Below are 12445 nucleotides of genomic sequence, written 5' to 3' on the forward strand. Positions count from 1 at the left end.
ATCAGGCGGTCTGCACGCGTAGGTGGCAGACGACCGTATCGGGGAGTTTGCGCAGGACGCGTTCGAGTTCATCGCTGCGGTGGCTCGGTAGGACGTGATTCCAGCCCGCCGGGGGTTCGACCTCGGCGATCACGACTACCTTGCGGCGGTTGGGGAAATGGTCGCGGACGTAGTGCGCGACCGGGCCGCCGACGGTGGAATCGCCGTCTTCCAGGAGCACCAGGCGCACATCCGGATGCCAGGTCTCCCATTCCTTGGTGAAGACGGTGATGTTCTCGCCGGGCAGGCATACGTGCACGGCGTAGACGTCGCGGCCCAATGACATTGCGGCGGAGAGGGCTTCGCGGCTGAGTTCGGAGACCTCGGAGACCGGGACCACGATGGCGGTTTCGGTGGGGCGCGGGGTTTGCGGGACCGCGCCCGCGCCGCGGCAGCCGTCGATGCGGTGATAGGTGCGGCGAATGCGTTCCATGGCGATCACCAGCAGCGGGAGCACCAGCACGATCAGCCACGCGCCCTCGGTGAACTTCATCGAGGTGGTGACGATGGCCGCCACGAAGGTGAGCACCGCGCCGAATCCATTGAGCGCGGTCCGCCACCGCCAACCCGGTGCGCGGGTGATCAGCCAATGCCGCACCATGCCGACCTGGGCGATGGTGAAGCCCACGAAGACGCCGATGGCGAACAGCGGCACCAGGGCGTTCATATTGCCGTCGGAGGCGAGCAGCAGCACTGCCGAGGTACCGCCCAGCACCAGCACGCCGAAGCGGTAGACCTGGCGCGGCGAACTCACCGCGAACCGATGCGGCAGGCAATTGTCATCGGCCAGGATCTTGGTCAGCGTGGGCAGGCCGCCGTAGGAAGTGTTGGCCGCCAACGCAAGCAGGATCACGGTGGCGAATTGCACCACGTAGTAACCGATTCCGTGGCCCAGCGCCGCCTCGGTGAGCTGGGACAGGATGGTGGTGCCCTCGATCGGATGGATCGAGAACTTCTGGATCAGCGTGGCCAGGCCCAGCAGCATCAGGCCCAGCAGCGCACCCAGCACCACCTCGGCCCGCTGCGCCCGCTTGACCTTGGGCTGGGCGAAACTCGGCACCGCGTTGGCGATCGCCTCGACACCGGTCAATGCCGCGCAACCGCTGGAGAAAGCTTTGAGCAGCAACAGGATTCCGATGGCGTGCGCATCGGTGGCGACGGCCGCCCCGGTGGCCACGCTCGCGGGCTCGGCGCGCAGCAGACCGCCGATGATCACCACGAAAATGCCCGCCACGAAGACGATGGTCGGAGCCATGAAGGCCCGCGCGCTTTCCCTGATGCCGTACAGATTCAGCACGGTGATGCCGACCAGCACCGCCAGGCAGATCCACACCGTGTAGGGCAGCAACTCCGGGAACGCGGAGGTCAGCGCTGCCACACCCGCCGCGATGGAGACCGCCACATTCAGGATGTAGTCGACGATCAGCGACGCCGCCGCAACCAGACTCGTGCGATGTCCGAGCCGCTCCTTCGCGACCGCGTACGCGCCGCCGCCATTCGGGAACGCCGCGATCACCTGCCGGTAGGAGGCGATCAGCACCGCCAGCAACACCACGATCGCCGCCGTCACCGGGAGCGTGAACCCCAGTCCGGCCGATCCGGCCGCGGCCAGCACCAGCACGATCGCTTCCGGACCGTAGGACACCGACGCCATGGCATCGAGCGAGAGTCCGGCCAAACCGGTCGAAACAGTCAACCCGCGCCGGGGCGGCGGAGCGCTCATGCCACCGCGCGGCCCGGGCAAAGTCTGAGGTAACACGTCAGTCACATCGCGGAGTGTTCACCGAATTCGACAGCTGGACACTCGTCCTAACGAAACCCTGACGCCCGCGGTGATCAGTACAACAGGTTGCCGCCGTTCGTCAGTAGGAGGTGATGATGTGCCCGGGCGTCCACCAGCCCGAGCGCCGCACCGAGTCGACCGAGATCCGGGCGGGCTCGGTGGTGGGGTCCAGTGGAATGAATCGTTCGATCGAACCCCAATCGCGATCCCAGTCGTTGTTCAGATACGACGGCAGCGCGCGCGAGCTGTACAGCAATTGCGTCCAGCCGAGCGGACCGCCGCCGTCATGCCCCTGCCAGAGATTGGTGATGGTCGCGCCATTGCGGTCCGGCAGGATGCGATATTCGGGGAGTCCGGCGACGCCCACACGCGTGGGAACCAGTCGCTGGCACGGGAAATGCAGTCCGACCGCCCAGTCCAGCAGCACCGGCGTCTGCGATCCGACCAGGGTGTTCAGCGTGGTCGTCCGGGGCACCCGGGGCGGTGTCACCGCGAGCCACTGGTCTTTACCGAGGTCCTTGTCATCGGCCACCAGCCGGACCACATCGGCCTCACCCGGCAGTGTGTCGAGCGGAACGCGCAGATTCCGCCACAGCGGAGCGGGACCGATATCGATCGGCAGCGTGCGTCCCATGGACACGACCGATCCATCGGATTGCGTTCTGCCGTATTCCATGTCGAGCTGCTGCCCGGGATGCTCGATACCGTCGGCGTCGACCGAGCGGATGCGCCCGGCCACCGCGATCGCGATGATCTGCCCGCGATTTCCATTGGTAGCGTCCGGAAGCCGGTACCAGCCGGTGGTCAGCGAGGACGGGGTTTGCGCACCGTCGCGGTAGCTGCCGAGCACGGGTGTGCTCGCCGGATCGAGTCCGAACGGTAGCGGAACGGTGCTGCCGTTGATCCCGCTGCCGCTCGAGGTATCGGAGCCCGAACCCGCTGATTTGGCGGCGTCGCGGAGTTTGTCCTGATCATCAGAGACCGAATTGGCCTGTCCGGTGGTCGATTCCACCTCATCGGAGGTCAGCACCGGTGCGACCCCGTTCGCGGTGAAGCCCGCCGAGTCGATGCCCGCGAGCGCCGAACCCGCATCACCGGACAGCGGGCGCAGCATCGAGGCGTTCGGATCGGTTTCCACCAGTACGTCATCGGCCATACCGCAGCCGTGCGAAAACGCCGCGCTCACATTGAATTGCGCCACGGAGTACGAGGGGTACTGCGCCACAGCGGCTTTGAGGAAGGAGCCGACCAGGAAGAGCACCATCAGCGCCGCCGCCACCGCGAGCACCGGGATGCGGGCGATGCGGCCTGGAATCGATTCGGGTCGGAGTCGGGTCTGCGGCCGAATATGGAACCACGCGGCCACCAGCAGCGCGAGCACCGCCAAACCCGCCGCGGCGGTGGACAGTCCCTTCCCCGCGATGGTCGGCGGCTTATCCCACCAGGGAATTCCCCACGACGAGACATACCAGTAGCCGTTCGCGCCGACGAAAGTCAGTGCCAGCGCGAAGAACAACGCCGCCGCGAACAATGCGCGATTGCGCACCGGCCGCATCACCCGCGCACTCACCGCCACCGCCGTGAGCGCCGCCACGCACGTGGCCAGTCCCGCGAAGACGCCGAATTGATGCGTCCATTTGGTGGGGGAGAACATCATCAACACCATCGCGGCGAACGTGATGCCGATGACCCGGCGCGACGGCCCGACCGCGATGCCCGGGATATGGCCGCCGCGGCGCAGCATCGTCACCACGCAGACGGCCAGCCCCAGCAGCATCATGAACATGCCGAACCGCCGGGTCAGCCAGCCATCGGCATTGAGCTGCAAGAGATATTGGTAGCGCAGGAATTCGAAGAACCAGGACTCGCCGGGTTTGATCTCCCCGTGCACGTACGCCATTTCGCGGACACCGGCCAGCGTGCGATCGGCGAAGATCACCGTCAGCACGACGAGACCCGAAGCCAGCAGCGGCAATAGCTGCGCGAGATAGCCGATTACCTTGGCGCGCTGGGTGATCACCGCGGTGACGGTGCGCGCCCCGGCGGCCAGGGCCCCGAGACAGATCAATCCGGAGGGCGCGGCGGTCAGGGTCAGCGCGGCGATGATGATGGCCGCGGCCGCGGGAAGCAGCCGCCGGGTGGCAATGGCTCGTTCGATCGAAACCCAGGTCAGCACAACGCCCATCGCCACGAACGGTTCGGCACGCAGACCATTGTCATAGGGCAGCCAGAACGCCAGGAATACCAGCGCGCTGGTCCAGGCGACCACCCGATTATTGCGCGCCGCGACGCCCAGCCGGGGAATGATCTCGCGACTGACCACCCACCAGGTGATGACGGCGGTTGCCAAGGTGGGCAGCCGAACCCACGGACTCACCGCGGAGATATGGGTCATCCACGCGATCACATCGGTGTACGGGGTGTAGAAGGGACCTTCGTCCACGCCGAACCACCGGTAGTAGTTCGACATATAGCCCGAGTTCTGCGAATCACGCGCCATGCCGAGGATGTAGCCGTCATCGGAGGTGTTCGCGCCGATGAAATGCCACACCCCCAAGACCGCGAAAACGACCCAGTCCGTTGGGCGCAGCCGCCACCACCGCTCGGGCAGGAACCGTCGTGTCGACCGGCCATCCCCACGATCCAGGCGATGCAGCGCCACCAGCGAGCACAGCGTCGCGAGCAGGCACAGCACGATCACGGTCAATTTGAGCGGGGTCGGCGAGGTCGAGAATCGGGAATCGACCTCGGCGCGCACCGCCATCCCATTCGGAGGCGCACCGGTCAGATCGGTGAAAATGCCGACCACCTGCGGCCGGAGATCGGAGGACAGCTCCGCGCCGGAACCATCGACACCGGTCACCGATACGCTCGCCCGCGTCGTCGAAATATCAACGGCCAGTGCGGTATCGCGATCCCGGATCGCTTCGAGCGCCGCCGACCACAGCAGGGTGCCGCGCGAGACGATATCGACCCTGCCGGGCCGATCCGCCGCGTCCGGCACGACCTTGACGACGAATCCGTACTTCTCCATATCCGCCGACTGGCGCGGAATGGTCGATACGACGGTGCCGCCGTGGTCCGCGAGCGCGGTGAGCGCCGCATTCGGAATCCGCGCGGAGAGTTGCGTGGGCGCATAGGTGACCAGCGGTGCCGCAACACTGTTCAGCGCTTCGGCCTGCGGCCAGGAGAGCGTCGCGGCCTCCATGCGCACGGGCAGGAATGGCACGGCTATCGCGAACAACGCACCGAGCAGACCGGAGATCACCGCGATCAGTCGTATCCGATCACGATGTCCGCCTTGCCGTTCACCATTGCGCCCCGACTCGTCGATAGACGGTCGCAGCGCCCGCACCCCAATGTCAGCCACGGTGCCCGATGCTAGCCGGAGCCATGTGCGTCGTTCGAATTCCATTGGCAGGATTAATGGTTCAGCAATCACGACGGAGGGGACGGCATGACAATCCTGGTAACCGGGGCCACCGCGAATATCGGACGCAAGGTTGTCGATCATCTACTGGCATTGGGGGCCAAGGATGTTCGTGCGCTCACCAATAGCCCGCGAAAGGCGGCGCTACCCGAGGGGGTGCAGGTGGCGCAGGGCTACCTGGGTAAACCCGAGACGCTGCCCGCCGCGTTCGAGGGGGTGGAACGGATCTACCTCGCGCCCATGCCGGATACCGTCACCGAGGTGCTGGTGCTGGCGCGGGCCGCCGGGGTGCGGCATATCGTCGATCTGTCCGGTGAACCGGAGAGCTGGTGGGGGAGCGTCAGCAATGCCGTCGAGGACAGCGGGATGGCGTGGACGCATCTGTGGCCCGCCGATTTCATGGAGAACACGCTGATGTGGTCGCGGCAGATCCACGAGGTCGGCATCATTCGGGAACCGCATCCGGAGGCGGCGAGTGCGCCCATCGCCATGGATGACATCGCCGCGGTGGCCGCCGTCGCCCTGCTGTCCGATGATCATCACGGCCGTGCCTACTCGCTGGGCGGTCCGGAAATCCTCACCCGTGCCGAGCTCGTGCGGCAGCTCGCCGAGGCACTCGGCCGCGATATCGCCTTCGAACGCTCATCCCGCGAGGAGGCCATCGCGGCCTTGACACCGACCATGGGCGAGACCGCGACCTGGTACGTCGACAATGCGCTGAGCTCCTTCGACCCGAACCCGGTCGGCCTGCCCATTACCAGCGTCGCCGATATCACCGGCCGCCCGGCGACCACGTTCGCCCGGTGGGCCACCGATAACGTCGTGCGGTTCGACCTCGACTGATACGGACGTTCGAGGGTCGCCCGGATTCACCTGGCGGCCCTCATCCGGCGTCGACACGGCGCTGCCCGAAATGCCGCTTCAGGGTGGTCCGCCGTCGAACACTATGCTCGACGGCGTGACTCCGAGGATTGGTGTGCTGGCATTGCAGGGCGACGTGCGCGAGCACATGCACGCGCTGGCGGCGTGCGGCGCCGAGCCGGTGGCGGTGCGCCGGGAATCGGAATTGGCGTCGGTGGACGGTCTGGTGATTCCCGGTGGCGAATCCACCGCGATCAGCAAGCTGCTGGACATCTTCGAACTGCTCGAACCGCTGCGGCAGCGATTGCGCGACGGTATGCCCGCCTACGGGTCATGCGCGGGCATGATCCTGCTGGCGAGCGAGGTGCTCGATACCCGTCCGGATATGCACACCCTGAACGGCATCGATATGACGGTGCGGCGCAATGCTTTCGGACGTCAGGTCGATTCCTTCGAAACCGATCTGGAGTTCACCGGGCTCGATGACGGCCCGGTGCGCGCGGTCTTCATTCGCGCGCCGTGGGTGGAGCGCGCGGGCGCCGATGTCGAGGTGCTGGCGCGGGTGCCCTCGGGTCCGGCGGCGGGCACCATCGTCGCGGTGCGGCAGGGCAATGTCATGGCAACGTCCTTCCACCCCGAGGTGACCGGAGATCTGCGCGTTCACCGACTGTTCGTCGAAACCCTGGTGCGCCCGCGCGCCGGTGTCTGACCCGGCCCGAGTTCACGTGCTCGCGGCCGTCACGGGCGCGCGCAGTAGACTGGGGCGCTGTCCGTCCGTGGGCCCGTAGTGTCGCTTTGGTGAAACTACTCAGCCCCCTGAACCGAGGAAGTAGGGAATGAGCGGCCACTCCAAATGGGCCACCACCAAGCACAAGAAGGCCGGGATCGACGCGAAGCGCGGCAAGCTCTTCGCCAAGTTGATCAAGAACATCGAGGTGGCGGCCCGCACCGGTGGTAGTGACCCGGACGGCAACCCGACCCTGTACGACGCCATTCAAAAGGCGAAGAAGTCGTCGGTGCCCAATGACAATATCGAGCGCGCCCGCAAGCGCGGCGGTGGTGAAGAGGCCGGCGGCGCCGACTGGCAGACCATCATGTACGAGGGCTACGGCCCCAATGGTGTTGCGGTGTTGATCGAATGCCTCACCGATAACCGCAATCGCGCGGCCGGTGAGGTGCGCGTGGCCATGACCCGCAACGGCGGCAATATGGCCGATCCGGGTTCGGTGTCGTACCTGTTCCACCGCAAGGGCCTGGTCACCATGGAGAAGAACGGCCTGTCCGAGGACGATGTCCTCATGGCCGTGCTCGACGCCGGTGCCGAAGAGGTCAATGACAACGGCGACACCTTCGAGATCATCTCCGAGCCCGGTGACATGATCGCGGTCCGCACCGCCCTGCAGTCGGCCGGTTACGACTACGACTCCGCCGACTCGGGCTTCCAGCCCTCGATGTCGGTCTCGGTGGACGCCGATACCGCCCGCAAGGTGTTCAAGCTGGTCGACGCGCTCGAAGACAGCGATGACGTCCAGAACGTCTACACCAACGTGGACATCTCCGACGAGGTCCTCGCCGAACTCGACGACTGAGTCGTCACAGCACGCGCGAATCGTCGCAGCACGCCAACGAAGGCCGCCTCCCGAATTCGGAAGGCGGCCTTCGCCGTTCCGGTGCGATACCGTGGCGCGCCTCGATTGACAGATCGAATGTCGCGCGGTCGCGGTGGAAGAATCACCCGCATGGTCGAACTGGTCGCGGTACGAGGCGATATCACCGAACAGGTCGTGGACGCCGTGGTGAACGCGGCCAATTCCTCATTGCTCGGCGGTGGCGGAGTGGACGGCGCGATTCATCGCAAGGGCGGTCCGGAGATTCTGGCCGAATGCCGCGCCCTGCGGGCCTCGCACTACGGACGCGGACTCGGGACCGGCCAGGCGGTGGCCACCACGGCGGGCCGATTGCCCGCGCGCTGGGTGATTCATACGGTGGGGCCGGTCTGGTCCGATACCGAGGATCGCTCGGAACTGCTGGCGTCCTGCTATCGCGAATCACTGCGGGTGGCAGCCGAATTGGGGGCCGAATCGGTGGCGTTTCCGGCCATCTCGACCGGAATCTTCCGGTGGCCCATGGACGATGGGGCGCGCATCGCGATCGAAACGGTGCGGAGTGTGCCCACGACGGTCGCGCAGGTGCGATTCGTACTCTTCGGAGATGATGCCTACCAGGCGTTTCAGAGTCGTCTGGATTAGCGTCGCGCGTTCTTGTCGGTGGCGTCTGCAAGGGTGGGACGGTGACGAATACCGATGAGGCGTTTCGGATCCGAATCGAGGTCAGACTCTCCGACCTCGATCCTCAACTACATGTGACAGGTGCCGCGTATCAGCAGTACGCGGATCACGCGCGCTTCGAATGCGTTCGCGCGGCGGGGATTTCGGTGGAGGAGTTGGTCGGGGGCGGTTTGGGGCCGGTGAATCTGGAGACGGTGATCAAGTATCACCGCGAGTTGCGGGCGGGGGATTGCGTTGACGTGACCTGCGAATGGGTGTGGGGAGCAGGGAAGACCTATCGGGTGGAGCATCGGTTCACCCGCGCCGATGGAGAGCTATCGGCGACGATCACGCACGTCAGCGGGCTGATGGATCTGCGGACGCGGCGATTGGTGGCCGATCCCGCGCGGGAATGGGCTGTGCGAGCCAAGGATCCGACGCTCCTGGGCGTGGAACCGGTGTGCTCCTGAGGGACTCGGCCCGGGTGCTCGTCGGCACCCGTGTCGGTGGGCGGGGAATCCCCTGAGGTCCGTTAGACTCTCGAACAGTTGTTCGTCTGCGGTGAGAGGGGATTTCGTGCGGGTGATGGGCGTCGACCCCGGGCTCACCCGGTGCGGGCTCAGCATGGTCGAAGGCGGGGTGGGGCGCACGGTGACCGCGCTGGCCGTCGACGTGGTGCGCACACCGCCCGATATGGATCTCGCACAGCGACTCATGGGCGTTGCCGATGCCGCCGAGGCCTGGATGGACAAATATCTGCCCGAGGCGGTCGCGGTGGAACGGGTGTTCTCCCAGCACAATGTGCGCACCGCCATGGCGACCGCGCAGGCGGGCGGGGTGATCGCGCTGGCGGCGGCGCGGCGCGGGATACCGGTGCACTTCCACACCCCGAGTCAGGTGAAGGCGGCGGTCACCGGAAACGGTTCGGCGGATAAGGCGCAAGTGACCGCCATGGTGACCCGTATCCTCGGGCTGGCGGTCGCGCCGAAACCCGCGGACGCCGCCGACGCGCTGGCATTGGCCATCTGTCATTGCTGGCGCGCGCCGATGATCGATCGCATGGCCAAGGCCGAGGCCATGGCGGCGGCACAGCGGCGCATGTACGAGGAAAGGCTTGCCCAGCAACGGAAGGCGGTATCCGGGTGATCGCGTCGGTACGCGGTGAGGTGCTCGAGATCGGGCTCGACCATGTGGTCCTGGAGGCCGCCGGCGTCGGGTATCGGCTCAATGCCACTCCCGCCACGCTAGCCACGCTCAGCGCCGGTGCGGATGCGCGGCTCTACACGACCATGATCGTGCGCGAGGATTCGATGACCCTGTTCGGGTTCTCCGATACCGAATCCCGTGAGTTGTTCGGTCTGCTGCTGACCGTGTCCGGGGTCGGTCCCAAGATCGCCATGGCGGTGCTCGCGGTGCTCGAACCCGAAGCGCTGCGCAAGGCGCTGGCCGAGAGCAATGTGGCCGCGCTGACCCGCGTGCCCGGTATCGGCAAGCGCGGCGCCGAGCGCATGGTGGTGGAATTGCGCGACAAGGTGGATCTGGTTCCGGTGCAATCGGGTCCGCCCGGATCCGGTCCCGCCGCGATCGCCACACCGGTGCGCGAACAGGTGGTGGAGGCGCTCATCGGCCTCGGCTTCCCGGTCAAACAGGCCGAACCCGCCGTCGAGGCCGTGCTGGTGCACGATCCGGACCTGGGCACCTCGCAGGCATTGCGGGCCGCGCTGGGGTTGCTGGGCAAGAACCGATAGGCGCTCATGATCGACGAACCTGACTTCGCCCCGGAACCGGACTTCAGCGGCGAGCCCGATTTCGCCCCCGATCCGGATTTCGCCGGGACCGATGCCGACGAATCCGCGGTCATCCCAACCTATCTCGCCTCCGACGGTGAGATCGAGGCCAGCCTGCGCCCGAAATCGCTGGACGATTTCATCGGGCAGCCGCGCGTGCGCGAACAGCTGGCGCTGGTGCTGCGCGGTGCGAAACAGCGCGGCGGGACACCCGACCACGTGCTGCTGTCCGGTCCGCCCGGACTGGGCAAGACCAGTATGGCCATGATCATCGCCGGGGAGCTGGGCACCGCATTGCGCCTGACCTCCGGTCCGGCGCTCGAACGCGCCGGGGATCTGGCAGCCATGCTCAGCAATCTCGTCGAGGGCGATGTGCTGTTCATCGATGAGATCCACCGCATGGCACGGCCCGCCGAGGAAATGCTCTACCTCGCCATGGAGGATTTCCGAGTCGACGTGGTGGTGGGCAAGGGTCCGGGCGCGACCTCCATTCCGCTCGATATCGCACCCTTCACCCTGGTCGGCGCGACCACCCGCTCGGGTGCGCTCACCGGCCCGCTGCGCGACCGCTTCGGTTTCACCGGCCATATGGATTTCTACGAACCCGATGAACTGCAACGGATTCTGCTCCGCTCGGCACGCATTCTCGGCGTACAGATCGAGGAGAACGCCGCCACCGAAATCGCCGGGCGCTCCCGGGGCACGCCCCGTATCGCCAACCGGCTGCTGCGCCGCGTCCGCGACTACGCCGAGGTCAAGGCCGACGGCATCGTCACCCGCGAGATCGCGCACGCCGCGCTGGCGGTCTACGACGTCGATGTGCTGGGCCTGGATCGGCTGGACCGCGCGGTCCTGACCGCGCTGATTCGCAGCTTCAACGGCGGACCGGTGGGCGTCTCCACGCTCGCCGTGGCCGTGGGTGAGGAAGCCGCCACCGTCGAAGAGGTCTGCGAACCCTTCCTGGTGCGCGCCGGTTTGGTGGCCCGCACCCCGCGCGGCCGCGTCGCCACCGCTGCGGCGTGGGAACACCTGGGTTTGGTTCCGCCGCCGGATCTGGTCTTCGGCTCCATCGAAGTCCGTGCCCGCGAACAACATCCGGGACTCTTCGACTCGGCCTAACAGGTACCCGAACCGGCGAACGCCCCCGTGACAGCAGATGCTGTGACGGGGGCGCTTCTCCCACAACCTGTTTCCCCGTATCGGGTTCGGGGCGGCGTCGTCCGATTGTGGGAGGGTCACCGGGGCGGTGCCCACGATCGGGTACTACGCATCCGGTCCGCGCACGGTTCACTCGACGGTGAGAACCAATTTTCCGACGGTGCGACCGGTTTCGCCCAGGGCGTGCGCCTTGGCGGCGTCGGCGAGCGGGAACACACCCGCGATGGTCGGCCGGAGCGTGCCGGATTCGGCGAGTTCAGCCAGCGCGGTCATACCCGCGTGGTCGGCCTCGACCAGAATCAGCACGGCGCGCACGCCGCGCTCGGCACCCGCCTGCACCAGGGAATCGGCTCCGAGGGCACGGAGTGAGACTAGAATCCCGTTGGGGCGCAGCGATTTCATCGACTTGATCGCATGCTCGGCATCGATCGGATCGAGGATGACATCCACATCGCGGACCGTCTCGTGCACGTCGACGGCGTGATAGTCGATGACCTCATCCGCGCCCAGACCGCGCACGAACTCGTGGTTGGCCGAGCTCGCGGTGCCGATGACGTACGCGCCCAGCGATTTCGCGATCTGTACGGCGAAATGCCCGACACCGCCCGCCGCGGCGTGAATCAGAACCCGCTGTCCCGGTTGCACATCGGCGGCATCGACCAGGGACTGCCAGGCGGTGAGAGCCGCAAGGGGGATGGCGGCGGCCTGAATGTGGTTGAGATTGGCGGGCTTCCTGGCGAACGCGCGGGTCGGGCCGGTCACGTATTCGGCGGCCGCCCCGTGCCCGTGCGGATAGGCCAGCATGCCGAAGACCTCGTCACCGGGCTGGAACAGGGTGACGCCGATGCCGACGGCCACCACCTCGCCCGAGACATCCCAGCCCAGGACGAACGGCGGTTCGGGCAGGAACAGTCCGGGGCGGCGGCGATGTCCCCAGTCGGTGGGGTTGAGGGCGGTGGCGTGCACGCGCACCAGGATCTCGCTCGGTCCCGGTTGCGGTACCGGGCGTTCGACCTCGCGCAGCACCTCGGGTCCGCCGAGTACATCCTGGCTGATAGCGCGCATGGTCTTGGGGATGTCCTTCTCGCTCATAGCATCGAGCTTGCCGTCCGTCGGCGCA

The 12445-nt window shown here is 66.7% G+C and carries 11 protein-coding genes; 8 read left to right on the forward strand and 3 right to left on the reverse strand.

The features are described from left to right. Nucleotide 1: 1 nt before the first annotated feature. A complete protein-coding gene (locus ACFC4D_RS33005; protein WP_376069000.1) occupies nt 2-1762 on the reverse strand; it encodes an APC family permease in 1761 nt (586 codons plus the stop codon). Between the two features lie 139 nt (nt 1763-1901). After that, the gene (locus tag ACFC4D_RS33010; RefSeq protein ID WP_376069002.1) at nt 1902-5192 is read right to left on the reverse strand and encodes an arabinosyltransferase domain-containing protein; all 3291 of its coding nucleotides are present in this window, start codon (nt 5190-5192) and stop codon (nt 1902-1904) included. An 87-nt stretch (nt 5193-5279) separates the two neighbouring features. Here ACFC4D_RS33010 and ACFC4D_RS33015 point away from each other — a divergent pair, with 87 nt between their 5' ends. The 8 genes from ACFC4D_RS33015 to ruvB all read left to right on the forward strand — a co-directional run bounded on the left by ACFC4D_RS33015 (nt 5280) and on the right by ruvB (nt 11286). After that, nucleotides 5280-6095: an NAD(P)H-binding protein gene (locus ACFC4D_RS33015; protein ID WP_376069003.1), complete on the forward strand. Its 816-nt coding sequence runs from the start codon at nt 5280-5282 to the stop codon at nt 6093-6095. A 103-nt stretch (nt 6096-6198) separates the two neighbouring features. Continuing rightward, on the forward strand, nt 6199-6822 hold the full coding sequence (pdxT, locus tag ACFC4D_RS33020; protein ID WP_375953604.1) for a pyridoxal 5'-phosphate synthase glutaminase subunit PdxT: 624 nt from the start codon (nt 6199-6201) through the stop codon (nt 6820-6822). 127 nt (nt 6823-6949) lie between these two features. Continuing rightward, a complete protein-coding gene (locus ACFC4D_RS33025; RefSeq protein WP_375953603.1) occupies nt 6950-7702 on the forward strand; it encodes a YebC/PmpR family DNA-binding transcriptional regulator in 753 nt (250 codons plus the stop codon). Between the two features lie 150 nt (nt 7703-7852). Continuing rightward, the gene (locus tag ACFC4D_RS33030; RefSeq protein WP_376069005.1) at nt 7853-8362 is read left to right on the forward strand and encodes an O-acetyl-ADP-ribose deacetylase; all 510 of its coding nucleotides are present in this window, start codon (nt 7853-7855) and stop codon (nt 8360-8362) included. A gap of 41 nt (nt 8363-8403) precedes the next feature. Beyond that, entirely contained in the window at nt 8404-8850 is a 447-nt protein-coding gene (locus tag ACFC4D_RS33035; RefSeq protein WP_375953600.1) for an acyl-CoA thioesterase, read from the forward strand. Between the two features lie 106 nt (nt 8851-8956). Further along, entirely contained in the window at nt 8957-9526 is a 570-nt protein-coding gene (ruvC, locus tag ACFC4D_RS33040) for a crossover junction endodeoxyribonuclease RuvC (RefSeq protein ID WP_364632255.1), read from the forward strand. Continuing rightward, complete coding sequence (gene ruvA / locus ACFC4D_RS33045) at nt 9523-10128, forward strand: Holliday junction branch migration protein RuvA (RefSeq protein ID WP_364632257.1); 606 nt, start codon at nt 9523-9525, stop codon at nt 10126-10128. The genes ruvC and ruvA overlap by 4 nt, the downstream gene beginning before the upstream one ends. Before the next feature lie 6 nt (nt 10129-10134). Next, complete coding sequence (ruvB, locus tag ACFC4D_RS33050) at nt 10135-11286, forward strand: Holliday junction branch migration DNA helicase RuvB (protein WP_364632259.1); 1152 nt, start codon at nt 10135-10137, stop codon at nt 11284-11286. Nucleotides 11287-11454: 168 nt separating this feature from the next. On the opposite strand, the gene ACFC4D_RS33055 is transcribed toward ruvB, so the two are convergent. Next, nucleotides 11455-12417 carry an NADP-dependent oxidoreductase gene (locus tag ACFC4D_RS33055; RefSeq protein WP_376069008.1) on the reverse strand — a complete coding sequence of 321 codons (963 nt, stop codon included), beginning with the start codon at nt 12415-12417 and terminating at the stop codon, nt 11455-11457. Between the last annotated feature and the right edge of the window lie 28 nt (nt 12418-12445).

Source organism: Nocardia sp. NPDC056000 (assembly GCF_042269265.1).
Lineage (GTDB): Bacteria > Actinomycetota > Actinomycetes > Mycobacteriales > Mycobacteriaceae > Nocardia.

What these genes read in the sequence shown, in the direction of transcription:
- pdxT (WP_375953604.1), top strand. Translation starts at nt 6,199, where the DNA reads ATGCTCGACGGCGTGACTCCGAGGATTGGTGTGCTGGCATTGCAGGGC.
- ACFC4D_RS33005 (WP_376069000.1), bottom strand. Translation starts at nt 1,762, where the DNA reads ATGAGCGCTCCGCCGCCCCGGCGCGGGTTGACTGTTTCGACCGGTTTG.
- ruvB (WP_364632259.1), top strand. Translation starts at nt 10,135, where the DNA reads ATGATCGACGAACCTGACTTCGCCCCGGAACCGGACTTCAGCGGCGAG.
- ACFC4D_RS33030 (WP_376069005.1), top strand. Translation starts at nt 7,853, where the DNA reads ATGGTCGAACTGGTCGCGGTACGAGGCGATATCACCGAACAGGTCGTG.
- ACFC4D_RS33025 (WP_375953603.1), top strand. Translation starts at nt 6,950, where the DNA reads ATGAGCGGCCACTCCAAATGGGCCACCACCAAGCACAAGAAGGCCGGG.
- ACFC4D_RS33015 (WP_376069003.1), top strand. Translation starts at nt 5,280, where the DNA reads ATGACAATCCTGGTAACCGGGGCCACCGCGAATATCGGACGCAAGGTT.
- ACFC4D_RS33055 (WP_376069008.1), bottom strand. Translation starts at nt 12,417, where the DNA reads ATGAGCGAGAAGGACATCCCCAAGACCATGCGCGCTATCAGCCAGGAT.